Annotated in this window: 21 protein-coding genes, 1 tRNA gene and 2 riboswitches; of the genes, 5 read left to right on the top strand and 17 right to left on the bottom strand. The window is 29.7% G+C overall.

Annotation, left to right across the window (positions count from 1 at the left end; genetic code table 11):
• Nucleotides 1-361 precede the first annotated feature (361 nt).
• The 7 genes from ABDZ93_RS11000 to ABDZ93_RS10970 all read right to left on the bottom strand — a co-directional run bounded on the left by ABDZ93_RS11000 (nt 362) and on the right by ABDZ93_RS10970 (nt 10,327).
• Entirely contained in the window at nt 362-1,933 is a 1,572-nt protein-coding gene (locus ABDZ93_RS11000; RefSeq protein ID WP_343826345.1) for a putative ABC exporter domain-containing protein, read from the bottom strand.
• Nucleotides 1,933-2,640 carry an ABC transporter ATP-binding protein gene (locus ABDZ93_RS10995; RefSeq protein ID WP_343826344.1) on the bottom strand — a complete coding sequence of 236 codons (708 nt, stop codon included), beginning with the start codon at nt 2,638-2,640 and terminating at the stop codon, nt 1,933-1,935. The genes ABDZ93_RS11000 and ABDZ93_RS10995 overlap by 1 nt, the downstream gene beginning before the upstream one ends.
• A 222-nt stretch (nt 2,641-2,862) precedes the next feature.
• Nucleotides 2,863-3,843 (bottom strand): sodium:calcium antiporter, encoded by a 981-nt coding sequence (locus ABDZ93_RS10990; RefSeq protein ID WP_343826342.1) that lies wholly within the window; start codon nt 3,841-3,843, stop codon nt 2,863-2,865.
• A gap of 295 nt (nt 3,844-4,138) precedes the next feature.
• The gene (locus ABDZ93_RS10985; protein WP_343826340.1) at nt 4,139-5,413 is read right to left on the bottom strand and encodes a hypothetical protein; all 1,275 of its coding nucleotides are present in this window, start codon (nt 5,411-5,413) and stop codon (nt 4,139-4,141) included.
• Nucleotides 5,414-5,451: 38 nt separating this feature from the next.
• Nucleotides 5,452-6,507 carry an HD-GYP domain-containing protein gene (locus ABDZ93_RS10980; RefSeq protein ID WP_343826338.1) on the bottom strand — a complete coding sequence of 352 codons (1,056 nt, stop codon included), beginning with the start codon at nt 6,505-6,507 and terminating at the stop codon, nt 5,452-5,454.
• Nucleotides 6,508-7,341: 834 nt separating this feature from the next.
• Nucleotides 7,342-7,518: riboswitch (cobalamin riboswitch) on the bottom strand.
• Nucleotides 7,519-7,689: 171 nt separating this feature from the next.
• Nucleotides 7,690-9,357 carry an ABC transporter permease gene (locus ABDZ93_RS10975; protein ID WP_343826336.1) on the bottom strand — a complete coding sequence of 556 codons (1,668 nt, stop codon included), beginning with the start codon at nt 9,355-9,357 and terminating at the stop codon, nt 7,690-7,692.
• 25 nt (nt 9,358-9,382) lie between these two features.
• Nucleotides 9,383-10,327 carry an ABC transporter ATP-binding protein gene (locus ABDZ93_RS10970; protein ID WP_343826334.1) on the bottom strand — a complete coding sequence of 315 codons (945 nt, stop codon included), beginning with the start codon at nt 10,325-10,327 and terminating at the stop codon, nt 9,383-9,385.
• Nucleotides 10,328-10,671: 344 nt separating this feature from the next.
• Between ABDZ93_RS10970 and ABDZ93_RS10965 the strand changes: the two genes are divergently transcribed.
• Nucleotides 10,672-11,094, top strand: coding sequence for a hypothetical protein (locus tag ABDZ93_RS10965; RefSeq protein WP_343826332.1), 423 nt, complete (start codon nt 10,672-10,674; stop codon nt 11,092-11,094).
• Between the two features lie 307 nt (nt 11,095-11,401).
• Complete coding sequence (locus ABDZ93_RS10960; RefSeq protein ID WP_343826993.1) at nt 11,402-12,823, top strand: alanine/glycine:cation symporter family protein; 1,422 nt, start codon at nt 11,402-11,404, stop codon at nt 12,821-12,823.
• 92 nt (nt 12,824-12,915) lie between these two features.
• Here the strand turns inward: ABDZ93_RS10960 and ABDZ93_RS10955 are convergent, their stop codons facing one another.
• Nucleotides 12,916-13,482: a folate family ECF transporter S component gene (locus tag ABDZ93_RS10955; protein WP_343826330.1), complete on the bottom strand. Its 567-nt coding sequence runs from the start codon at nt 13,480-13,482 to the stop codon at nt 12,916-12,918.
• A 56-nt stretch (nt 13,483-13,538) separates the two neighbouring features.
• Nucleotides 13,539-13,634, bottom strand: a riboswitch (THF riboswitch).
• 133 nt (nt 13,635-13,767) lie between these two features.
• Complete coding sequence (locus ABDZ93_RS10950; protein ID WP_343826328.1) at nt 13,768-13,911, bottom strand: hypothetical protein; 144 nt, start codon at nt 13,909-13,911, stop codon at nt 13,768-13,770.
• A gap of 193 nt (nt 13,912-14,104) precedes the next feature.
• On the opposite strand from ABDZ93_RS10950, the gene ABDZ93_RS10945 reads away from it, so the two are divergent.
• Nucleotides 14,105-14,178: transfer RNA gene (locus tag ABDZ93_RS10945), tRNA-Gln, on the top strand.
• A gap of 105 nt (nt 14,179-14,283) precedes the next feature.
• The gene (locus ABDZ93_RS10940; protein ID WP_343826326.1) at nt 14,284-15,210 is read left to right on the top strand and encodes a hypothetical protein; all 927 of its coding nucleotides are present in this window, start codon (nt 14,284-14,286) and stop codon (nt 15,208-15,210) included.
• Nucleotides 15,211-15,402: 192 nt separating this feature from the next.
• Here the strand turns inward: ABDZ93_RS10940 and ABDZ93_RS10935 are convergent, their stop codons facing one another.
• Both ABDZ93_RS10935 and pdxR read right to left on the bottom strand, forming a co-directional pair.
• Nucleotides 15,403-16,257, bottom strand: a complete 855-nt coding sequence (locus ABDZ93_RS10935) for a DegV family protein (RefSeq protein ID WP_343826324.1) — start codon at nt 16,255-16,257, stop codon at nt 15,403-15,405.
• Nucleotides 16,258-16,377: 120 nt separating this feature from the next.
• Nucleotides 16,378-17,763, bottom strand: coding sequence for a MocR-like pyridoxine biosynthesis transcription factor PdxR (gene pdxR / locus ABDZ93_RS10930; protein ID WP_343826322.1), 1,386 nt, complete (start codon nt 17,761-17,763; stop codon nt 16,378-16,380).
• Nucleotides 17,764-17,973: 210 nt separating this feature from the next.
• Here pdxR and ABDZ93_RS10925 point away from each other — a divergent pair, with 210 nt between their 5' ends.
• The gene (locus ABDZ93_RS10925) at nt 17,974-18,747 is read left to right on the top strand and encodes an ECF transporter S component (protein ID WP_343826321.1); all 774 of its coding nucleotides are present in this window, start codon (nt 17,974-17,976) and stop codon (nt 18,745-18,747) included.
• A gap of 138 nt (nt 18,748-18,885) precedes the next feature.
• Here the strand turns inward: ABDZ93_RS10925 and ABDZ93_RS10920 are convergent, their stop codons facing one another.
• The 6 genes from ABDZ93_RS10920 to ABDZ93_RS10895 form a co-directional block, all read right to left on the bottom strand.
• Nucleotides 18,886-19,077 (bottom strand): hypothetical protein, encoded by a 192-nt coding sequence (locus ABDZ93_RS10920; RefSeq protein ID WP_343826318.1) that lies wholly within the window; start codon nt 19,075-19,077, stop codon nt 18,886-18,888.
• Nucleotides 19,078-19,106: 29 nt separating this feature from the next.
• The gene (locus ABDZ93_RS10915; protein ID WP_343826316.1) at nt 19,107-20,096 is read right to left on the bottom strand and encodes an ABC transporter ATP-binding protein; all 990 of its coding nucleotides are present in this window, start codon (nt 20,094-20,096) and stop codon (nt 19,107-19,109) included.
• Nucleotides 20,074-21,096: an ABC transporter ATP-binding protein gene (locus ABDZ93_RS10910; RefSeq protein WP_343826314.1), complete on the bottom strand. Its 1,023-nt coding sequence runs from the start codon at nt 21,094-21,096 to the stop codon at nt 20,074-20,076. Before ABDZ93_RS10910 ends, ABDZ93_RS10915 begins: the two co-directional genes overlap by 23 nt.
• 9 nt (nt 21,097-21,105) lie before the next feature.
• The gene (gene opp4C, locus ABDZ93_RS10905; RefSeq protein WP_343826312.1) at nt 21,106-22,023 is read right to left on the bottom strand and encodes an oligopeptide ABC transporter permease; all 918 of its coding nucleotides are present in this window, start codon (nt 22,021-22,023) and stop codon (nt 21,106-21,108) included.
• Nucleotides 22,024-22,037: 14 nt separating this feature from the next.
• Nucleotides 22,038-23,021 (bottom strand): ABC transporter permease, encoded by a 984-nt coding sequence (locus tag ABDZ93_RS10900; RefSeq protein WP_343826311.1) that lies wholly within the window; start codon nt 23,019-23,021, stop codon nt 22,038-22,040.
• Nucleotides 23,022-23,098: 77 nt separating this feature from the next.
• Entirely contained in the window at nt 23,099-24,826 is a 1,728-nt protein-coding gene (locus tag ABDZ93_RS10895; RefSeq protein WP_343826309.1) for an ABC transporter substrate-binding protein, read from the bottom strand.
• Between the last annotated feature and the right edge of the window lie 131 nt (nt 24,827-24,957).

The following is a 24,957-nucleotide window of genomic DNA, read 5'->3' as shown; positions in this document are numbered from 1 at the left end:
ATTTTATAAAATCAATGTATTCTAATTCAAATTCTATTATGCACATAAAATATTTAATATGCATAATAGAATTTGATATTTTATAATTCCTTCATATTCTTAAAACTTTTCATAAATATACATGTATCACTTAATTAAGTACTTTATTATTCCATTCAGATTACATAATTATTATGATAAAAGCTTTATTATAATTATACTTTTATATTTTTTTAAAATAGTTTTTAACAGAAACTTAACATTTATCATATCTTATACATACCTGAGTAAACTGAACAATTATAAATTTGCTTAGGCATCTGAAAATAAATAATAAGTCAAATATACGAGCATTCTGACTTATTTATTTTTTGAAGATGCCTTATACTAAATTCTGTTCTATATTATTTAATATATTTTTACATAACCACATGATTATAAAAGATATAAATATATTCCATATGAACGTAGTTATTATAGAGATTGTGCCTAGCTCCAATACTATAGCTAAGACTACCGCGCCTATAACTCCTGGCAAGGCAAGTATTATTAATGCCAATATGGTTAAAAGCATTAGTAAGCCTTTACCTGTAACCTGTTTGAATATTTTTTGAGACAATACATCTCCTGCTATAAATAACATTCCAAACCCAAATCTTGCTACTATACATACTAATATTTCTATAGGTGATGAACCTAATATTATTCCTGCAATAATAAATATTATAATTCCATCTATGACACATTTTATTAAGCTTTCAGAAACTATATATAGAAGTTTTTTAAGTGGACTTTCAGGAATTAAATAAATATAGTGCATTTTTAGTTCCCTTACCCATCGACCTGTAAAAGTCAAAAATAATTGAATATATGTGGCCATAGCAAAGGTAGCTACTATGCTTCCTACTTCCTTCATAGTTAGTGTAAATATAGCCACAATTACTATTTGAATTAAAGTAGTATTATCTAAAAATAATTTTCCCGCTCTCTTATTTTCCAACATATGCTTAAAGAAGAATACTGAAGCTCCTCTTCCTTTATTTATTCCAACATTTTTTAATTTTATTTTCTTAGTATCTTTAGCATCTACTATTCTACCTTCTTTTGCATCTTCTTTACGTTTATACATAGTTTCTGTGGCCTCAAGTACATCTTCATAATATTCATTCTTACTTTTCATAAGAATAAATATAGTTAAACCTATACCTAGAATTGTTAATATTATATATATTAGCGCATTAGAATTTTCCCCTATCAAAAATCCATAAATTAAAGCCTTTAGCCATCCTACAAATGGAATATACTCTAGATAGCCCTCATTTATTCCATTAGCTATAGCCTCTATTCCTCTTCCACCGCCTTTTATGTTAAGTAAAATAGATATTACTACAGGTAACACTAGAAGATAAATTAGTACCTTTACTATTTTCTTTTTCTTTTCACTACCACTAGTAATTGAATAAATAGCCATAGACATAATGCTACTTATAAAAGTTAATACAAAGTAACCTATAAATATCATTATTACACCTATAATATTTACCCCATACGTCTGATTAAGTATACTGGCTTGGAAAAGTATAAATATAGAAATAAGTAAAGACATTCCTAGCTGTCTTACAAGTCCATATATCAATATTTTTTTAGATGATATAGGAGAAACAAAAAGTAAGTTCACATCAGCCATTTTAAAAAATGTAGCTCCTGAAGATAAACCTTGGATAATTTGACTTATAAACAAGAACATAAATAGTGCATATATAATTGCTCCTAATTCTGACATTGATCTTAAACTTTTTCCATCAGCACTATTAGAAGTCTTAGCTGAACTTATAAGCACAAAGGCCATTAAAGCTATTATAATTATATATCCTATTAATTTACCAGGATGATTCTTTAAGTCCTTTATTTGATTTTTTAAGGTTGTTCTCCATAGATAAATAATTCCCTTCACTACTGATCACCCTTTCCTTCAGTGATGTGAAAGAATAATTCTTCTAATCCTTCATTAGATTTCTCAGCATCTTCTTTTATCTTTGTCGCAGCAATCTTTCCATTCATCATGATATGTGCCACATCCCAAAATTCTTTCACACTGTCAATCATATGAGTACTTATTATCATTGCTATTCCTTGGCTTTTTAATTCCATTATTAGTCCTTTTAATGCCTTAATTCCATGAGGATCAAGACCTACTAAGGGTTCATCAAAAATTATGACCTTAGGCTTTGGAAGTAGTGCACAACATATACTTACCTTCTGCTGCATTCCTTTAGAAAGCTCTTTGCCAAATTTTTTTCTTTTATCATCTAGTTCAAATATCCTTAACAGTTCTTCAGCATATTCCTTCCAATCTGTAAGCTTGTATCCTCTAGCAATAAACTCTAAATGTTCTTCAACAGTTAACATGTCATAAAGTACAGGGACTTCTGGTATATATCCAATTCTTTTCTTAGCTTCTATGGATTTATTCTCAAAACCTTCTATAGATATATCTCCTTGAAATCTTAAAAGCCCACATATACATTTAATAATAGTAGATTTTCCAGCACCATTAGGTCCTAAGAGTACTGCTATCTCGCCATCTCCAACTTGAAAATTTATATTGTCATTAGCAATAAATTTTCCATATTTCTTCGTTACATTATTTACAACTAACACTTAAATCACCGTCCCCTAAAGTTTTAAAATAATACCAGTATTATTACCAAGAAGAATTGTCCACATTTCTCCCCTAATTTAATTACTAATATTAACATTTTATACATAAACATTTATAATTACAAGGATAAATGATAAAATACTAACAATTTAAAATAGTATTATCTTAATAAAATAAGAGGTTTTAAGAACAAAGCTCCTAAAGCCTCTTATTTATAAATATTATATTGATATAGTTAAATATGTTACATAGCTAACCACTATGGCCATACTAGCTAATACATATGGTAAAGGACTTGATGTCTTATGTATCTCTTTGCCTTGTTCTTTTTTTATCTTTAACATACCATAAGCAACTACAGTAGATATAAATCCAAATATTATTAATAAGTATCCTTGGTTTGATGGTTGATAAATAGATCCTTTTATGTATAGTATATCAGCTAAGAATAGTATGCAGAAATTAAATAAATTACTTCCTACAATGTTTCCAATCATAGCATTAAAATTACCTTTTTTAGCTAAAGATATAGAAGATGTTAATTCTGGAAGAGAAGTTGCAACTCCAAGGAACAACGCTCCCGCTAAGGTAACCCCTAGGTTTAACTCCTTTGCAATCATATCTGTTACTATAGTTATACCTATACTAAACACAATTAATCCTATACTCAAAAATACAAATCTCACATATATTTGCTTTACTGTAAGATTACAATTACTTTCTCCACTATCTTCTGCAGATTCATCCCCTGACATAGCCTTAACTCCAAAAACATATAATAGCATAATTACTATAGAAAATATGCTTACACTAAAAAATGAAAAATCTCTTCCAATATAATTAGCAACAAACACTATTACATAAATTACCATTAAAAGTTTCAATGTATTCCTATGACTTGATGTAACTACAGAGTTTTGAAATTTCTTAACTCCTACTAAAACTAATACTGCTAAAATAGTTAAGTTAAATACATTACTACCAAGAATATTACCTGAAACTAATTGTACCTCATTCAAAAATATAGTAGATGAAATACTTGTAAATAATTCTGGGAGTGAAGTTACTGCTGCTAACATAACACCCCCAATAAAAGCTCCCGATAAATTTGTTTTTTTATCAAGCTCGTCTACATAATAAGACAATTTAATGGAAAAACCAATTACAAATGCAGCAAAAATTGCGTATAAAGTGTATATCATTTTTATTCCTCCTATGTATTTAAACAAAATTAAAAAGACTTATATTCTAATATCAGAATATAAGTCTCGTCTTTTAATATTAAACCAGAATATTCAATATCCAGTATGTTGACCTAATCCCATGATGTCTATTATACTTCCTGCTAACTATTCCATTAATATATAAATTATTATATATTAATCTATATAATGCCTTAATCATACCATCTTTTTAATGTTATATCAATAAAATAATTTTATTGATTTTGTAAATTAAATTAAAATATAAATTAAATTTAACCTTTCATAAATATTTTTATTGAATTAAGTAGTAAATTACTTCTTCTAATGCAACGCCATTATAAGACTTTTTAATATTTTCAAATTTTTTTCTTAGATTTCCCTTCATATTTTCAATATATTGTATGGTGAAAGGTAGATACTTAGAAACTTCTTTTACATATTTCTTTGAAAAATAATTTTTGTTCATGACAACTGCAAAAATTATCATTAAAATACAGTTATCTTTTATTAATTTTTTTAACTCCCTAATATTTTCCCCTTTAAAACAAGTTGCATCATCTAATACATTTATAGTTAGATTTATAAGCTTATTAACAATATTATCCAAGCTATACTTTTCTGCTAGTTGAGACATTATAGTCATATGTTTATTCTCATAATCTATCCCTACATCTTGCAAATCATCACATAACTGAAGTAAAAATCCATACCCATATGTGAAAATCTCCTCATCCTTAGTTAAGTTTCCATTGATAAGATATCCATCCACAATAACAGATGCTCCACCCTTTTCGATAGATATATCTAGCATATCTCTTTCATAAGGATTACTTATTCCTTCTTGTTGGGAAAGACTTTTTACTTGACCTTCATGGATTAGTAATAATCCTTGAAAAACCTTTAGATAATCATTTCTATTAAAAACAGATTCTATACATTCAACTAACTTAAACACTTGCTTTTCATGAATATTTCTACCATCTATCTCTTCACCACATAGTCTTTTATAAAACCTGTCATTGAATTCATTCTTTTCTTCTATGGATATATCTATATTATCTAAATAATTGTCAGTATATGGATATAACATACTGTAGCCAAAAACAGCCATATTAAATGAAATATCTATATCCTTCATCTTCTGAAGAAGACTTACAATCCACACATTTCTCATAGCTTGCCCAATATCTTCATAATTCATTTTTCTATCAAAAGCTTTACACTGATTTATAAATACTTTAGTGCTGGCAAAAAATTGATTCTTCATTTTTGCATCTATGGTTCCTAGCTTAAATAATTCTTCTCCTAATATCATATTTTCAAGATAAGAGTTACTATTTTTCTTCCATAATTCTCTATTTTCTTCTTCTAGAGGAAACATTTCAATAATTTTAATAAATTCATCAATAAATTTCTCAAACTTTTTTTCATACTTTTTCTTCTTAATATATCCATTAGCTTCTAAGGGAATATCCACACATGTAGGCATACTCCACCAAATTTCTCTATATAAATTTTTTAAAGCTTTAATGTTTTCCATATAGCTTTCACCTGCATTACTATTCATGATAATCATCTCCTTAGAAACCATTTACTCTATAAATACTACACTATAGTACCTATGATTGTTAAGTTTATAATATTCTTTAAATCAATCTCATAGGGACTAATTTTATTATTGTATTCATCCTTCACAATTCTTACTACAGGTCTATCTGGGAACCCATTATTTTGACTTACCACGTAACCAAATAGATTATTTGATAGATATACGGGACATCCTAATGGATAAACTGCAAATGTATCTCTAAATAACTTAATTATTTCGGGGTCAAAACTTGTATATGTCTCTGCTAAAATTAATTCATAAGCTTCTCTAGGATCAAATTTTTTTCTATAGCATCTATCTGATGTAATAGCCGTATACACATCGCATATAGATATAATTTTTGCAAATTCTGATATTTCATTTTCCTTTAATCCATAAGGATAGCCTGTACCATTGTATTTTTCATGATGTTCTATTACTCCACCTATTATCTCTTCATTTATTATAGGATTACCAAGTAATATATCTCTTCCGTATAACGGATGCATTTTTATTTGCTTGAATTCATCCTCAGTTAATTTATCTGGTTTATTTATGATTTTACTAGATATTTTTGTTTTTCCTATATCATGAAATAAAGATGATATAGCTAAATCACGTAATCTTGATTTTGAAAGGTTCATATTTACTCCTAGAAAAATTGCCATAATACTAGTATCCACAGAATGTATATATGTATAATCATCATATAATTTTACTTCATACAAATTTAGATTTATGTAGTTTTCACTCTGTATATATTCAACTAAATCATCAACCATAGTTATAGATTTACTTAAAGATTTATTATCATAATTTATTAAGTCATTAAACATATTAGGTATGGTTTGAAGTATATTCTTTTTTAAATTTATAAGTTCACTATTATCTTTTATGTCTTTTAAGTCATCATCTTGTACGTATACAAAGAATATTCCCTGCTGCTCAATACTATTTTTTACTTGATCAGTAATTATAATACCTTTTTTTAACAAAGTCTTACCCGAGCCTGTAATAATGTCTTTAGCAAGGATTTCACTTCCTTGCAAATCCTTAAGCAATGTTAATTTCATATAATCCCTCTCCATAAACATAATTATATGTATTTTCTTACCTTATCATATCATATCAATAAATTATATGATACTAAAATTTGATTATTTATACATATACTATATATTATGGAATAACTTCATAAATCGACCTTATTAGCATAAAAATAAATAAGACTACATCATAAAATTTTGACATAGTCTTAATCTCTATTATATTTAATCATATATTCTTTCAATTATAGGGTTATAGGATGTAACCACTACAAATTATAGTGGTTACATCCCTGTGTGAAACTAGTTGGTTTTATAAAAACCACTAAGAGGGACATAAGTAGAAAAATTTTTTATATATTGACTAAAGTTTTGAGAGCAAAACTTTAAGTTAATAACTAAAGTAAAAATTAAAATATAGTTATTATATTTGTATATTTTATATAGGAGAAAGCCACTCCTTTGTAGCTTCATAGTTTATATTAAAACTTTAAAACAGCTTATATAAGCTACAATCTACTTCCTTGTAGATTCTCCTAGACATATAAACAGAATTCTTAGTATCAGTATTTTGATACTTAGAAGTCGTTGTCCTTTAGGGAAAATCGTTATCCAGGGACGTAGCAGCTCTTTACTCCCATTTTGAAGAAGATGGGAGTATTAGAGCTGGTAGTCATCGGATAAAATGAAATAAAAAAAGATAGATATCATTGATACCTATCTTGGAATATACTAAATTTAAATAAGTGAAGGTTTTTACAATTTAGTTCATAGTTAAGATTTAAACCTATGAATATAAATACTACTTTTTACCTAAGACCATCACTGGATAAATTTTTTAACTCTTCCTCAGAAAGCATCAAATTTCATAATCCAATGGCAGGTCTCCTGGCTTGTGAATCATACTCCTTAGCGCCTTCCCAAAATAAATTAGTGGCTTTTGCTAAGTCGTCCTCACTTACAGTTACTGGGATAGCTTTGGATTTTTACCAAATTCCCTATTAAGTACTTAGTACACCTATCGGACTCTATATATTAAATTGTATTTTTAATCTAATAATTTTAGAATGTAAGTATTTAATCCTTTTACCAAGTTAACTTTCCATTCCCTTTACAACTATTATTCTACTGAACTAGCTTAATATTGTCAACCCCACCTTTTTTAAAATTAATCTAAAAATCTTTTTAATTAAAATTTCATAATATAAATTAATTCTTTACATCCCTTTTTTGGAACACTATAAATGAGGCTATAATTAATATAGCAGCAAAGACAAGCAATTGAATTGCTCCCATAGTCGGATTTAATACTATATTATATTCACTTTTAAACATCTCAGCATAATGAGGTCTTGTAACGAAAGTTGATAAATTCATATATGGTAATATAGTTTTTCCTACCCACTTCATGCCTAAGCTTGCCATAATCATTGTAGCTACTGAGCTTCCTAAATATGCAACAGTAGTAAGACCAACTGCTAAAGCTGTATTTTTTATAATAGTAGATATTGCAAATACTAACGCTATTATAAATATTAAACTAATGCTTGAAAATAAAAGCTTAGGTATAATAGAAATTATAAAGTTTTGTTCAACAATCTTATCCCCACTAAATGCTATAACATTTGTAGCAAGGCCTTCAAATCCATTTATAATACCGCTAGAAATGATATTTAATGCAACTGTAGTTAGCAGTACTCCATATCCTATAATAAATACTGATATTAATTTTGAAAGTAGAATTTTCCATCTAGATACAGGTCTTATCATAAGCAGTCTAACAGTACCTGTAGAATATTCTGAAGAAACTATTCCTCCACCAATGATTATGCATAGTATAATTGCAATACTTACATATATTAAATATGTAGTATCCACAGAATTTCTAATGTTTTGTTGAAACTCAACTTGAGGAATATTATTTTCAAGGCTATACCAATCGAGAGCTATAGCTTGTTCTACAGATTTGATTTTCTTATCATAATCTTTTTTATACTCCTCATAAGTATATCCTTTTGCAGCCTTTTCACTATTGTATTGTGTAAATTCGGTTTCGCTAAGTAGTCTCTCACCCTTCTCATCAATCTTATATGCAATGTCCCTTATAGTATTGTTTTTCCAATTCTTATTGTCATAAGGAATTTTATTATTATACCTATATTCGGTAGCTGCAAGTCTTTCCTCTAAAGCCTTTAGTTGAACTTTTGAATTTTCTAATTCTGTAACTAAATTTTTGTTATTAGAATTTTTCTTAACTTCTTCTTCTGAAGTCTTAATAGTTGACTTTAAATTTTTGATCTCTTCCTTAGAGGTTTTAATATTTTTTTCTAAATAAACTAAATAATCATTTTTTATAACAGAATCATATAATTCCTTACTTTCTTTATTTTTAGAATCTATAGCTTTTTGACGCTCTTCTTTACTCATCTCCATATATTTATTAAACATACTTACATCAAATTCATTTAGATTAAAAAATAATTCTTCACCGGATAACCCTTCAACTATCCCTGACAATATAATTGCCTCTTTTGATTTAGTAGCAGCTTGTCTAGCCACTTCAAGTCTCCAATCATCCCAAGAAACATTATTATCTATTAAAGTCTGTGACATCTTAATGTCTTCTTCATACAATTTTTTCTGAATATCTTTATTTTTCTTACTTGTATCAATATTAGTTATTTCTGTTTGCTTCCACTGAATATCTTGGTTGTAGTTATCTATATACCACTTTTCCTGATCTCTATTCCTTAAAAAGTTTAAAGCAACAGGCAGCATTATACTAGCTAAAAGTATTAAAACAACTATTACCTTAACACTAATTTTTTTATACTGCTTTATTAATTCATTTTTTATTAGTCCACATACTTTCCTCATTAAAACCTTCTCCTTTTCTAAGATATTACACTATTTGTGTTTTAGAACCTTTTGTAATCTTCATAAATTCATCTTCAAGTGTGTTATTAATAGGAGTAATAGTGTAAACTAATATATTCTCCATAATTAAGGCTTTATTAACATTAGCAATTTCATCACGGCAACAAGAAATTAATATTTTATTTCCTTTAAAGTCTACAGTAATCTCTTCAGATATTTTCTTGTAATCATTCTCTATAATCTTTCTCGCTAAGTTAAAATTACTTACTTCTACTTCGTAAGTTATCAAACTTTTCATATCTTGCTTTTTAATATCCTTTAAGGTTTTCATATCTATAATTTTTCCGTTATCTATTATTCCAACTCTATCACACATAAGCTCCATCTCACTAAGTAGATGACTTGACACTAGAACTGCTAGTCCATCCTTTTCTGCCAAATCTCTTAGTGTATCACGTAACTCTTTAATCCCCATAGGGTCTAATCCATTGGTAGGTTCATCTAAAATCAAAAGCTTGGGATTGTGTAGTAATGCTTGAGCAACTCCAAGTCTTTGACGCATTCCAAGAGAATATTTTTTTACTTTATCATCAATTCGATTTTCAAGTTTCACTAATTTAATAATTTCATCAATTCGTTCTTTAGAAATATTTCCATGCATTCTACCATATATCTCCAAATTAGTACGTCCTGTAAGATATCCATACATCTCTGGATTTTCAATAATTCCACCTACTTGAGAAAGAGCTTTTTCAAAATTTTTCTTTACATCATTATTACTAATTAAAATATCTCCCTCATCAATTTTTAAAAGTCCTGTAATCATTTTAATAGTAGTAGTTTTACCTGCTCCATTTGGCCCTAAAAATCCAAATATTTCTCCTGAGTTTATTTCAAAGCTGATACTGTCAACTATTTTACGATTACCCATAACCTTAGTAACATTTTTTAATTCTAGAACTTTAGACATTTCCTCACCTCATAATCTTTGATGATGTTAGCATACAATACCTTTAATCATTTGAATATAATTTCTATCCAATTGTAATAAATATGTAATAATCACCTTAATTTTTCAATTAAAAGTAATAATTTCTTAAGAATTTAGTTCTTATATAATGAACATTTAACATTGAAAATAGAGCATTTCATAAAATGTTAAAAATCTTTCCTGATAAATCTCTTTAAATAAGTTGTCCTTTTGTACTATAATATAGTACAAGAGGTATGTAGAACTTATGTATTAAAAACATATTTAAAATTTTATTGTTCCAGTAAATATTTAGTTATAATCATATTTTAAGAGGTGATCAAATGAATTTTTTCAATGAATCCTATGGAATTGACTTGTTTTCAATATTTCTTATTCTAGTATCATCTATATTAAATTTATTTTCTATTACTCGTCTTTTAGCAGGAGTTATTATATTTTATGCACTATATAGAGTTTTCTCAAGAAATGTCGAAAAACGCGAGCAAGAACATAGAAGATTTTGTATGTATGCCAATAGAATTTTAAGTAAATTTAATAAGGCAATTCCTAGCAATCTCCCTGTGTTTCACTTTGGTGATTGTGCTCCTATTTTTAGTAATATCAAAAGATGGTTTAATGAAAAGAAAAAATATAAAATAGTAAAATGTCCAAAATGTGGACAAAAACTTAGATTACCTAGAGGTAAAGGAAAAATAACTGTTACTTGTAAGCGATGTTTGCATGAGTTTAAAATGAAAAGTTAAAACTAAATACAATTATGTAGACTACTAGCATCATTATGTGCTGGTAGTTTTTTCTTATGCTTAAACTTCTATACATATATATTTAATTAAATTTAATTTTTTAACAAACCTTATTGATTTTTTTTGCAATTCCATATAATATATAAATAATACGCTAAATTATTCAGAATCTTGATTCCCTACTATCTTTACATTTCAAGAATTATCGTAATTTTTTATTACTTTTTAAATTAAATAAAAAATCAATTAGATAAGGAGATGAGTTATGGATTTTTTAACTTCTATAAAAAACGTATTAATTGCTTTTATGAACTTTTTAGCTGATAAAGTTAATGTTATTAACACCCTTATGTGGTCTCGCGTACTTATTGTTTTGCTGATTGGAGTAGGTATCTACTTCTCATTTAGAACAAAATTTGTTCAATTTAGATTTTTCAAAGAAATGTTTAGACTTTTAATGCCTGATGATAAAAAGAATAAAGATGGTGTTTCATCCTTTCAAGCCTTTTGTATAAGTACAGCTTCTAGAGTTGGTACTGGTAATATTGCTGGAGTTGCCATGGCTGTTGCCGCTGGTGGTCCTGGTTCAGTATTCTGGATGTGGCTTATTGCCTTAATTGGTGGTGCCTCTAGTTTTGTAGAAAGTACCCTTGCTCAGATTTATAAAACTAAAGACAAAGATGGAAACTTTTTAGGAGGACCTGCCTACTACATCGAAAGAGGACTTGGTAAGCGCTGGCTTGGTATAATTTTTGCTATCTTAACCACTTTATGCTTTGGACTAGTATTTAATGCAGCTCAATCTAATACAACAACTTTAGCCTTTACAAATGCCTTTGGTATTAACCCTGCGGTAATGGGTATAATTTTATCAGTTTTAACTGCCTTAGTAATTTTTGGTGGAGTTAAGAGAATTGCAAAGGTTTCAGAAGTTATAGTTCCAATATTTGCCACCGCATATATTTTAATTGCAATTATAGTAATAGTACTTAATTTCAAAACTATTCCTAGTATATTTGTATTAATATTTGAAAATGCTTTTGGCATAAAAGAATTTGCGGCTGGTGGCCTTGGATTCACTATAATGCAAGGTATTAAAAGAGGACTATTCTCTAATGAGGCCGGTATGGGTAGTGCTCCTAATGCAGCAGCTACAGCAACAGTTTCTCACCCTGTAAAGCAAGGACTTACTCAGACCCTAGGTGTTTTTACTGATACAATAGTAATTTGCACCTGTACAGCCTTTATTGTATTAATTTCTGGTGATTATGCTGGAACTACTTTAACAGGTATTGAGCTTACTCAAACTGCACTTACCTCTCAAATTGGAGTAGTTGGAACTTACTTTTTAGCTATTTGTACTTTCTTATTTGCTTTTAGTTCTATAGTTGGTAACTATTACTATGGACAAACTAACATTGAATTTATAAGTGATAATAAAGCTATCCTTAATATATTTAGATCCTTTGTTGTTTTTACTGTATTTATTGGTTCTTTAGCTTCTATAGACTTGGTTTGGAATCTAGCTGATCTATTCATGGCTTTCATGGCAGTTATAAATCTAATAGCTATATTATTCCTTGGAAAATATGCCTTTGCTGCTCTTGAAGACTACTCCCGTCAGAAAAAAGCTGGCAAAGATCCTATTTTTAAAGCATCAACAATTCCAGGACTTGAAAATACTGAGGCTTGGGAAGATAACAATGATCATACTGAAGAAATAGCTTAATATAAATTTAATATATTCTTTAATTAGAAAAAATTAGACCTTGATAGTTCTTTTAAGGGAATTTAAAAGAATTATCAAGGTATTTTTATATATTATTTAAAACTTGGAACTCTTATTGTCTTTTCAGCTGTCTTTAGTACACTATATAAAACTATAGTTTCTATAGGTAACAGAATAAGACTTTTTACTATACGTACTGAGTAGGCTACAAATATTCCTTTTCCATATATAATGGATAACCATATTGGTGTAAGTACTAGGTTTATTATAATCATTATTACTAATCTAGTAATAAAAATTCGCTTTATACTTACAGGCTTTTTATATAATATTAACCCTGTTATAAAACCACCTAAGAATTCATTGAATGTAAATCCAATAAAAAACGGACCATTAGGACGTATCATATACTTAATTACATCTGTAACTATTCCTACAAATCCAGTAGCAACAGGTCCATAAAGTAAAGCACTTATACCTACTGCAATAAAGGAAAATCCAATCTTAAGAGTAGGACTTAATTGAATAGATAATGATCCAAGAATAATGTTAAGGGCTGCAATCAATGCTAGTCCAGTTAGCGATGAAGTCTTTTTTAAATGTGCTGAGGACTCCTTTAACAAACTCAGCATTCCATCTTTTTTTTCTGAAAAAATCATAAAAAACCTCCTTTTTATAATAGCTACATAAAAAAGGAGAAATCCTATTAATATGTAGCAGTGGGAATCAAAGTAAGTACCGCAAGTTTCCTTTTCGTCTGTTGACAATTCCCTGTTCACCCAGCACTTAACGCACAAACTTCTAATCTGCCTCATAGTCATAGTATATCATACTTAAATTCTTTTTCACATATATAAATCAAATTAATATATACAAATATACAAATATTATCCATATAAATATATAGTTCTAACTTTAACTACTCAACCTAAATAAAGCCGAGATTAACTCTCGGCACTTTTGTTCTCATAAGCTATTAGAACTATTTTACTACTTTCATCCTTTGACATACTTTGTTCAAGATTAGTTAGCATTTGTCTTTCTTCATCTGTTACATTTGCAAATTTATATTCATTAAATGATTGCATAATATCACCTCCTGTGCAGATAGTATTAGCATTTGTATAAGAAATATGTGTACCTTGTTTAACATTTTCTATAATTAAATTAAGTTCTATTGGTAATTGTAATACTTTTCTATAACTGTTTTATTTTTTGAAATTTACGACTATAATAATCTTATATTTAATGAGAATTTTATTCCCAACTAAGTTATTTTATAGGGGTATCGCCAAGCGGTAAGGCACTGGACTCTGACTCCTGTATCGTAGGTTCGAATCCTACTACCCCTGCCACTAAAATTTTAATTTATTTATTTAACCTCCATTTTTTCTTTAGTATTCACACTAATATCAATTTATAATATATTAACTATATATCAATAATAGGATAGATGTAAAATGCCAACTGAATTATTTGCACCAATATATCTAAATCAAGATGCAATTCAAGATCTATCCTCAATATTAATTGATGGATATTTTGAAAGTATTACCATTAAACAAATTAGTGACAATACTGTTACTGGAAGATATCAAAATAATAATAAAAGTCAATGTACTAATGACTATAAGAATACTAAAGGTGATAAAGATGATAACACTGTTATAGGAAATAGCTGCTACAATTATGGAGATATTTGTAGGTATTTAGAGGGTAGAAATTTTGATAGGAATGATATAACTCTAAAAAGAGTATATGCTTCCTTTAGCATTTATAATAATTTAAGAAATAAAATGAACAGTCTAGGACTAATAAAGTATATTAATGATTCTAATCCTTCAATTAGTAATGTTTATCCTGGAGATTATGTAGATATAACAGGATGTTTAGAAGTAAATACTATTTCTAACTGCATAGATAACTGTATACTTATATTAAATAATTATGGAACCTCAAATTTGGATAAGCTATTCGATAATAAACATATAGGACCTTTATCTTATACAATAATATGTGAATTACTTAAAACTATACAGAAAGAATTAAATAAAGGATCTACCTTTGATATAACAATTAATAGCTTAGGAGTTACTTGTATTTTGCCTATAAACTCCACATATATATCGAAACATTCTTATATATACGATGATGCCTCTTGTGATTGTTGTATTCTTGGTAAAGTATCTAATGTTGCCTATACTCCTACTGAAAGTATCGGAATGCTTAGAAAAACAGGATTAGATTCCTATTATACAAAGCTTCTTAATTCATTTATTCCATATTTTCAAGTCTTAAATGATAATGGTTTTTTAATTCCCGGGGAATTTATAACTAGTTTCAATGGTCCTGCTCTCGAAATCATTCCATTAAGCATTTGCATGTAAAAGTGTGATATTACTACAAATAGAGTTCTTAATGTTTTGATAATATTAACAAATTTTCTTAGACTCTTGATCCTTGAAGATTGTTGTCTTTTATAACAAATATAATAGTATTTCACGCTATACATAATTATTGTATAAATTCTACTAAAATAAAATCTCATGTATATATACATGAGATTTTTGCATTAAATACTATTTATTTTTTATAAAAAATATGGCTAAAGCACCTTCACCTGAATGTGTCCCTACTGCTGTTCCAATTTCATTAATAAGTATTTTATTTATACCTAGTTCAATTTCCATTAACTTTGCTGTTTGGATGGCAGCTTCAAAATTATTTGCATGGGAGACAACTATTTGATATTTAGGATCTAGCTCTCTAGTTTTCATTATGTCTATTACATGCTTTAAAGCCTTATTCATTCCTCTTGCCTTTCCATAAGGTTCAAGCGCTCCATCTATCACTGTTATAATTGGTTTAATGCCAAGAACATGACTTACAATAGCTTTTCCTGAAGATATTCTTCCTCCCCGCTTTAGCATGTCTACTGTTTCCATTACAATTAAAGTTTCTAATCTTCTTACTAAATCATTTATTTCATATAATATTTTCTCAACTGTATAGCCCTTATCTCTCATTTCTGCTGCTGCAGTGGCTAAGCATCCAAAACCTCCAGACGCTACAAGAGTATCTACAATGAAAATATTTTCGCTTCCCTCTTCTAAATGCATCTTTGCTATATTAGCAGAACTATTTGTACCAGATAACTTTCCAGAACAAGTAAGACAAATAACTTTATTTCCCCATTCTAATTCTTTCTTAAAAAACTTTTCAAACTCATAAGGAGTAACTTGTGAAGTTTTAACTGTAGTGTCCTTATGTTTTATAGCCTCATAAAATTCCTTATTTGATAAATCTATCTTATCCTTATATACATGTCCATTTAAATCAACCAACAATGGTAGAAATTCTATATTTCTTTCTCTCATAAATTCTACAGTTAGATCTACAGAACTATCGCATACTATTGTTATATTATTTTTCATGCTATCCCCCTCCTGAATGCACTTTAATAATAAAAGTGTATTCGGATTATATCATCTATTTTATCCTAATACAACAAAAATATTTAAAACTTATGAACATAATTATCATGTAATTTATGGCTATATATCCTTAAAAAATTCTTTTTTTAATAGCCTCAACGCATCTTCAAAATTTTCCTCTGCAACTCCCGAGCAGGATAGCAATAATCGAGGATAATTCTCTTCATCTGTTTCAAAGGTACGTAATAAAACCCCTACTTCTACACCTCGTTTTGCTAGTTCTTCAGAAGACAAGCTACTTTTCACTTCTAGTTGTAATAAAACTCCTCCTGAACCTGGTATGGCTGTTGCTTTCTCTTCAAATACATTATTAATTGCTATACAAAGTTGTTGACTTTTAGCCATATACAACTTTCTAGCTTTCCTAATTTGTCTATAAAGATGACCATCACTAATAAATTTACCTAAAGCAATTTGTTCAGTTTTTGATGCTGTTTGATTGTAAACTCTCCCTCTTCTTTCATATGCTTCTGTCAATTCTTTAGAAAGTACCATAAAACTAATTCTTAAGGAAGGCATTAGTAATCGTGAAAAAGTTCCCATATATACTACCTTATCACCTCCGTCTAAGCCTTGTAGAGATGGCACTGGACGAGTATAATATCTAAACTCACTATCATAATCATCTTCAATTATTAAGCAATCTTCGCTTTGTGCAAAGGCTAATAGTGCTAATCTAGTCTGTATTGGCATTACATCTCCCCAAGGTGTTATATGAGAAGGTGATGTATAAATCATTTTAATTTTATCCTTTTTAAATTTAGATAAATCTCTATTTATATTCTTATAGGTTAAAGTTTTAAATCCTCTATCTTCAAATACAGCTTTTCCCTGTTCAAAACTAGCACCTGTAAAAGATACAGGTGACCTTAATCCTGTTAAAGAACATAATATTTGTAATAAGCTTTGCACACCTGCTCCAACTACTATCTGCTCCGGAGTACAGATTACTCCTCTTCTCTCCGCTACATATTTAGATAATGATACTCTTAAATCATATTCTCCTTGTGGATCACCATATGATAAAAGCCTTTCTTCATTACGAAGTGCACTTTTTATGTACCTACTCCATAAATCGAAATCAAAACTCTTATAATCTACTGCATAGGTAGCAAAGTCGTATAGTGGTTTCTTTTGTACAATGAATTTATTATTATGTAATGTCTCTACTTTCTGGATATCCTTATAATTTAATTCACTTACATAAAACCCACTGCCCGGACGAGATGTAACATAACCTTCAGCTACTAATTGTAAATAAGCAGCTTCAACTGTTGTCCGACTTATCATTCGCTCTTTTGCACATCTACGTATAGATGGAAGTTTACCTTCAGCCTTTAACGTCCCTGAAGAAATAAGATTTTTATAATGGTTATATAGCTGAATATATAAAGGTGTATTTGGTGAATCCTTTGGATTAATTATATTTGTTTTAACTTCATTCATAAAATTCTCCTTAAAACTGTCCCTATTAAAATTATATATTTTGTGTATTTCAACAACGACAAATGCAATGTATATTATATATAAAGACACCAAAATATTCAAGTAATTCTAAAAGAATGTAGTAACTTTAAATTGCTTACTTTTTAAATTTGTTATGTTAGAAATTATTTATAATAATTAGATTCAAATCACTAATATGGAGGTATATTAATGGAAACTAAAACACATCAAAAATTTTCTACTCGTACCATGGTTCTAATTGGACTTTTTGCTGCTTTATGCTATGTGGCATTATTTTTTAAGATACCTATTCCTTCTCCTGTAGGAAAGCCTTTCCTACACATGGGAAACATGTTTGTTATATTAGCAGCATTATTATTCACTGGTACCATTGGTGGTCTTTCTGGATCTATAGGTATGGGCTTATTTGACTTAATGAATGGTTATGCATCTAGTGTTCCTAAAACTATGATTTTAAAATTTGGTATAGGAGCAATTGTAGGATGCATTGCTACAAAAGGGAAAAATGAAAATGCGAAATCACCTATAATGTGGATAAGCGTTGCTTCTGGAGTTTTAATCTTAATTGGTATAATACTTTTCTTTACTGCCTCTTCTCTTGGTAATGAAATTACAGTAACAGGTATAGAGAAGAAACTAGTAATAAATCCAGTATTATATATTTTTTCTCTTATTCTTGGGTTATGTCTAGCGGTGGTATGTACCTTTGGTAAAAAATTATCTATTGAAATTCAATATGCAGTATTAGGTGCTGTAGCCGGTATTGCCTTTAATTTAGTTGGTGAATTTTTCTTTGGAGTATTTAAATTACTACTTGCAGGAAGTGGATTTTTACCTGCTGCATTAAGTTCTGCAGTGAGCTTACCTGCAACGCTTATAAATGGCTCATTCTCAATTTTTGTAGCTGTTGCCTTATATGTTCCATTATCTAAATCAATAGCAAATACAAAATTTGATTTATAAATTTTTCAACCCATAATTTCACATATGGACTCTGGTAATTAATTATCAGGGTTCTTTTTTTATTGTATATAAAAACAAAGAAGCCAAGGCCTATGCTAAGCCTTGGCTATATTATAGAGTAGATGGGGATTATTCATACTACCTATAAAACATAATAAATATTATAATTGCAATCACTGCAAATACAATTAACAATACTGGGACAATCACTGATGCTGTGGCTAAAACTAGGGCTAGCATATCATTTTTTTCCAGCTCAATTTTACCAATCATCTCTGGATTTACTTCTCTTTTCTTAAATACAGCTTTATATGCCTCTTTCATCTTCATAGGATATTCATCTCCTTTTATGTCGTTTACTATATCTCTCCTGCAAAGTGGCAAGCACAGAAGTGTCCCTTTTCTACCTCTTTAGTTTCTGGTACCTGTTCCTTACATATTTCCTTAGCATAAGGACACCTAGTATTAAACTTGCAACCCTTTGGAAGGTTAACATTGCTTGGAATTTCTCCTTTTACAATACTCATATTGCTTTTGTAATCTGGATTTGCTACAGGTATAGCTGCTAGTAATGCTCTTGTATATGGATGTACAGGGTTTTTATATAAATCTTCCTTATCTGCTAGTTCTACTATAGAACCCAAATACATTACTCCAACTCTATCACTAATATGTTTTACAACACTTAAATCATGGGATATAAATAAATATGCCAATCCCATTTTTTGTTGTAAATCCATCATCAGGTTAAGTATCTGTGATTGAATAGAAACGTCAAGGGCTGATACTGGCTCATCACATACTACAAATTTGGGTTGTAGTGCTAAGGCTCTTGCTATTCCTATACGCTGTCTTTGTCCACCAGAAAACTGGTGAGGATATCTATATATATGGTATGGAGAAAGTCCACACTGTTCAACTATTTCTAACACTCTTTTATTAAGCTCTTCACCTTTCTTATAGAGCTTATGCTCTACTAAAGCTTCACTAACAATTGAATGTACATTCAATCTTGGGTTTAAAGAACTATAGGGGTCTTGAAATATAATTTGCATATCCTGTCTTAAAGGCTTCATCTTTTTTTCATTATACTTTATAATATTTTGGTTTTTATATAAAATTTCTCCTCCAGTTGGATCATAGAGTTTTATTAAAGTTCTACCTAATGTAGATTTTCCACATCCCGATTCTCCAACTAGACCTAAAGTCTCCCCTTCATATATTTCAAAGGAAACATCATCCACAGCTTTTACACAGAGTTTCTCTCCAGTGGCAGATTTACCCTTAACAGGGAAATATTTCTTAAGATTTCTTATTTCAATAATCTTATTTCTTTCCTTTTCCATCATGGATTCCCTCCTCTTTATGATGTTTTTCATCTATTGCTTCATTATATAGGAAGCATCTTACCTGATGTTCATCTGAAATATTAGTTATAGCAGGCATCTTGCACTTACATTCAGCCTTCGCAAATTCACATCTTGGTTCAAAATAACATCCCACAGGAAGGTGAAATGGATTTGGAACTACTCCATCTATAGAGTATAATCTTTCCTTATCTTGATCTAGACTTGGTATTGAAGCTAAAAGTCCTTTAGTATAAGGATGCTTTGGATTATCAAAAAGCTCTTTAATTGGAGCTGATTCAACCACTTTTCCAGAATACATTACAATTACATGATCTGCCATTTGAGCTATTACTCCCAAGTCATGGGTAATTAGCATTATGGCTGTATTTGTTTTTTCCTTTAAATCATTCATTAATGTTAATATCTGAGCTTGTATAGTTACATCAAGAGCAGTGGTAGGCTCATCAGCAATAAGTAATTTAGGCCTACATGCAAGAGCCATAGCTATCATAACTCTTTGACGCATTCCACCACTTAACTGATGTGGGTAATCTCTTGCTACTTGTTCTGGTCTAGGAATTCCAACAAAGGCAAGCATATCAATAGCAATCTTCCTTGCTTCCTTTTTATCTAATCCTTGGTGAAGCATTACGGCTTCCATTATCTGATCTTCAATTCTAAATACAGGATTTAAAGAAGTCATAGGCTCTTGGAAAATCATAGATATATCATTTCCTCTAACCTTCCTTATATCACTATCATCCATAGGTACTATATCTTTATTATCAAATTTAATGGTACCATCTACAATCTTACCTGGTTTATCTATAAGCTTTAAAATAGACATAGAAGTTATACTTTTACCACAACCTGATTCTCCAACTATACCAAGGGTTTTTCCTGGTTCTACATCAAAGGAAACTCCATCTACCGCTTTTACAATACCATTATCTGTATAAAAATATGTTTTTAAATCTCTTACTTCTAATAAATTTTCCATATATCACACCTACCTTATCTCTTTTGGATCAAAGGCATCTCTTAAGCCCTCACCAAGAAGATTTATACTAACAACGGTTAATACAATTAAAATTCCAGGTGGTATCCAAAGCCATGGATTACTTGTAAATATAAATGAGTCTCTAGCTCTTTCAATCATATTCCCCCAAGTTGGCGTTGGTGGAATTACTCCTAATCCTAGAAAAGAAAGTCCTGCTTCTGTCAATATAGCACCTGCCATTCCAAGGGTAGCATTAACTATAATATATGCAAGAGTATTAGGCAAAAGGTGTCTTACTATCTTAGATCTATTAGATATTCCTAGTGCTTTAGTAGCCACTATAAAATCTTGTTCTCTAAGGGATAAAATTTGTCCTCTAACCATTCTAGCAAGGCCTGGCCAAGATATTATGGCAAGAATAAACATAACCACATACATCTTCTGGGTACTACTTACCCTCCACATCAATGCAAAGGATAATGATATCATTAAAGGCATAAATGGAAGGGAGCTAATTATTTCTGTGAAACGCATCAGAATGTTGTCTACCCATCCACCATAGTAACCTGCAATGCCACCTATGGTAGCACCAATAAGTACAGTTATACCTGCCGTCATAACTCCAATAAATATAGATATCCTTCCACCATAAAATACTCTCATAAGTACATCTCTACCTTGTTCATCAGTTCCAAGCCAGTGCTTTGCTGACGGTGCTTGAACCTTATTAACAAGTTCAAATTCATTTAAATCATAAGGTGATATTATAGGAACTAATATTACTAATAAAACTATAATCCCAAATACTATACCACCTGTAAGTGCTATTTTATTCTTTCTAAATCTCTCCCATGCAACCCTCCATGGTCCCATAGATTGGAGGTCTTGTTTCTTTTTTTCTGCTTTAGCCTTTTTTACTTCTAACATAATAAACTAACCTCCTATTCTACCTTTACTCTAGGATCTACTAATGCATAAGACATGTCTGATACTAGATTTCCTAAAACCATTAAAACTGCATAGAATGTATTAGCTGCCATTACAATCCAAATATCTCTACCCATAACTGATGTGTACAGTATATTTCCAATTCCTGGCCAAAGAAGTACTGTTTCTAGTAATATAGCCCCTCCAAATAGAGACGGAATATACATTCCTAAAAGGGTTACAATTGGTATTAGTGCATTTCTAAAGGCATGACGATAAATAACAACTTTTTCTTTTAAACCTTTAGAACGTGCTGTTCTAATATAATCTTGATTAATTACTTCAATAACACTATTTCTAACATATCTTATAAGTCCAGCAAGACTTAAAATAGTTAAAATTATTACTGGTAAAATCATATGTTTAGCTACGTCTATTACTTCAGCCATAAAGCTATCATAACCAACTGCCGCCATTACAGGAGTTCTCATACCATTAAGTGGTATTGCTCCATTGCTTGGTACTGCTATAAAGAAAATCATGAGCAGTGCAAAGAAAAATGATGGCATTCCTACTCCAACTAGAGAGAACACAGTCCAAAAGTTATCAAAAACTCCATATTTCTTTACTGCAGATTTTATTCCTACTGGGATAGCAATCGCAAATGCTAAAACCATGGATATTATATTTAGTAAAAAAGTATTCCAAATATAATCCCCTATAACTTCACTTACAGGTTTTCTAAATTTTAATGAGGAACCAAAGTCCCCTTTTAAAGTTCTTCCCAGCCAATTAAAATACTGAGTAACCGGTCCTTTATCTAACCCTAATTGCTCTCTAATTTGCTGTTGCTGCTCTGGAGTAGTCTTTGATCCTTGTCCTAAATATGCACTAACTGGATCTCCAGGCATAAGTTGTAACAAACCAAAAAGTATGATTGTTATTATTATCATAACAGGGATTAAATTAAGTAATCTTTTGCCTAAAAACTTTAACATTTCATCACCCCTAAACTTATTTTAATAACGCCCTGCGATCTTAGGCAGGGCGCCAATAGCCTATATGAAATTTAAAATTATTCTTCTATATAAGCATGTCTTAATGCTTTTACCCAATCACAGAATGGGCTTGTTTCTAGGCCTTTTATTTTTTTGTTATACATATCAAAATAAGTATTTGCATATACAGGAACTATAGGTGCATCCTCATTAAGGATTTTAGCTATTTTGTTATAATAAGGTTTTGCTTCTTCCTTATCTATAATACTCTTAGCTTCATCTAATAACTTGTCAACTTCTGGATTACTATATCTAGCTGAATTATCTTTACCTGAACCAATATAATCTGAGTGGATTTCAGAATATAAACTATCTGGGTCTGGGCTAGTTATAGATGTTGCCATAAAGTATATACTCCATTTATCTACATTTTCATCAGAGTTGTATTGAACATAATCTAATAAAGTATTAAATTCAAGATATGCTATATTAAGTTTAATTTTTAAACCTTCTCCCCAGTCTCTTTGCCACATTGGAATAAGGGTATTTAAAATATCATGGTCTGGCATAGCAGCTACATTAAGCTCCATAACCTTTCCATCCTTTTCACGGAATCCACTTGAACCAACTTTCCAGCCTGCTTCATCTAATAGAGCCTTAGCTTTTTCTAAATCAAAATCATACTCTGTCATTTCACTAACTAATTTATCATCAATACCCCAAGAAACTTGAGAGAATGGGTGATATTGAACTGATGCAAGTACATCTCCAGTTGCCTCATCTTTATAATAACTATTTACAAATTCTTTAATGTTAAAGCCATAATATAATGCTTGACGTACTTTTTTATCAGCTGTTGGACCTGATTCACAGTTAAATTTAGTATAGCCATATCCACTTCTATCATATTGATTAAAAGTTATAAAATCTTTTGCTTTAGCTTCATTGATTTTTTCAGGATCAATAACGCCTGGAAGTAAATCTACATTTTGAGCTGCTAATTCAACTATATCAGTAGTTTGGTCAACAAACTTACATACTATATTTTCAATTAAATATCCTTCACCATAGTAGTTTGGATTTCTCTTAAGAGATACGAATTCCTTTTCCTGGAATTTCTCTAAAGTATATGGTCCTGAACCAATTGGTTTTGTTGTTATAGCTTCTACAGATGATGTATCTCCAACCTTCCAATTTGCTCCATAGTAATGCTTTGGCATAATTTCAAGAGCACAGTTAGCAAGATTTGTTCTTAGTGGCTCTACAAATGAAAATTTAACTGTATATTCATCTACTGCTACTACACCTTTAAACTCTTCAGTCTCTCCCTTTGAATATTCCTTATATCCAACTAAATCCTTAACAACAGATCCATATCTACCGGTATAAGTCTTATCTGATAAAAGTTGGTAACTAAAAACAACGTCTTCAGCTGTAACCTTTTCACCATCAGAGAAAGTCATATCCTTCTTCAATTTAAAGGTAATTTCCTTCGCATCGTCTGAAAACTCCCAACTTTCTGCTGCTGATGGTTGATATTCTCCATTAACATCCATTTCTATAAGCTTATCAAATACCATATTAATTACATAAGCATCTTGAACTGATGAGTAATAAGCTGGGTTAAAGTTACCAGACATCTCATCTGCTCCAGCAACTAAAGTACCCCCAATTTTCTTCCCAGCTTCTTCAGATTTAGGTGTATCCTTTGATGTCTCTTCCTTTTTTTCTTTGTCACCACATCCAACTAATGAAAAAGCTAAAATACTTGACAACATTAACGCCATTAATCTTCTTTTCTTCAAAATCTATTCCCCCTTAAAATAATTAAGTTATAAATAAATACAATGATATATTTTTTTAAATATATACTTGTATAAATTCCTATCCCCATAGATAATACAATTTAAAGTTCTAATTTTTACCATTCTGTTGT

It is taken from the genome of Clostridium subterminale (assembly GCF_039521425.1).
Taxonomy (GTDB): domain Bacteria; phylum Bacillota; class Clostridia; order Clostridiales; family Clostridiaceae; genus Clostridium_J; species Clostridium_J subterminale.
Note: the sequence above shows the minus strand (reverse complement) of the source record. Positions and strands in the feature narration are given on the sequence as shown.

Excerpts from the sequence above, each read along its gene's own strand:
- ABDZ93_RS10990 (WP_343826342.1), bottom strand. The coding sequence starts at position 3,843 with ATGATATACACTTTATACGCAATTTTTGCTGCATTTGTAATTGGTTTT.
- ABDZ93_RS10985 (WP_343826340.1), bottom strand. The coding sequence starts at position 5,413 with ATGAATAGTAATGCAGGTGAAAGCTATATGGAAAACATTAAAGCTTTA.
- ABDZ93_RS10980 (WP_343826338.1), bottom strand. The coding sequence starts at position 6,507 with ATGAAATTAACATTGCTTAAGGATTTGCAAGGAAGTGAAATCCTTGCT.
- ABDZ93_RS10975 (WP_343826336.1), bottom strand. The coding sequence starts at position 9,357 with ATGAGGAAAGTATGTGGACTAATAAAAAATGAATTAATAAAGCAGTAT.
- ABDZ93_RS10970 (WP_343826334.1), bottom strand. The coding sequence starts at position 10,327 with ATGTCTAAAGTTCTAGAATTAAAAAATGTTACTAAGGTTATGGGTAAT.
- ABDZ93_RS10965 (WP_343826332.1), top strand. The coding sequence starts at position 10,672 with ATGAATTTTTTCAATGAATCCTATGGAATTGACTTGTTTTCAATATTT.
- ABDZ93_RS10960 (WP_343826993.1), top strand. The coding sequence starts at position 11,402 with ATGAACTTTTTAGCTGATAAAGTTAATGTTATTAACACCCTTATGTGG.
- ABDZ93_RS10955 (WP_343826330.1), bottom strand. The coding sequence starts at position 13,482 with ATGATTTTTTCAGAAAAAAAAGATGGAATGCTGAGTTTGTTAAAGGAG.
- ABDZ93_RS10950 (WP_343826328.1), bottom strand. The coding sequence starts at position 13,911 with ATGCAATCATTTAATGAATATAAATTTGCAAATGTAACAGATGAAGAA.
- ABDZ93_RS10940 (WP_343826326.1), top strand. The coding sequence starts at position 14,284 with ATGCCAACTGAATTATTTGCACCAATATATCTAAATCAAGATGCAATT.
- ABDZ93_RS10935 (WP_343826324.1), bottom strand. The coding sequence starts at position 16,257 with ATGAAAAATAATATAACAATAGTATGCGATAGTTCTGTAGATCTAACT.
- pdxR (WP_343826322.1), bottom strand. The coding sequence starts at position 17,763 with ATGAATGAAGTTAAAACAAATATAATTAATCCAAAGGATTCACCAAAT.
- ABDZ93_RS10925 (WP_343826321.1), top strand. The coding sequence starts at position 17,974 with ATGGAAACTAAAACACATCAAAAATTTTCTACTCGTACCATGGTTCTA.
- ABDZ93_RS10920 (WP_343826318.1), bottom strand. The coding sequence starts at position 19,077 with ATGAAGATGAAAGAGGCATATAAAGCTGTATTTAAGAAAAGAGAAGTA.
- ABDZ93_RS10915 (WP_343826316.1), bottom strand. The coding sequence starts at position 20,096 with ATGATGGAAAAGGAAAGAAATAAGATTATTGAAATAAGAAATCTTAAG.
- ABDZ93_RS10910 (WP_343826314.1), bottom strand. The coding sequence starts at position 21,096 with ATGGAAAATTTATTAGAAGTAAGAGATTTAAAAACATATTTTTATACA.
- opp4C (WP_343826312.1), bottom strand. The coding sequence starts at position 22,023 with ATGTTAGAAGTAAAAAAGGCTAAAGCAGAAAAAAAGAAACAAGACCTC.
- ABDZ93_RS10900 (WP_343826311.1), bottom strand. The coding sequence starts at position 23,021 with ATGTTAAAGTTTTTAGGCAAAAGATTACTTAATTTAATCCCTGTTATG.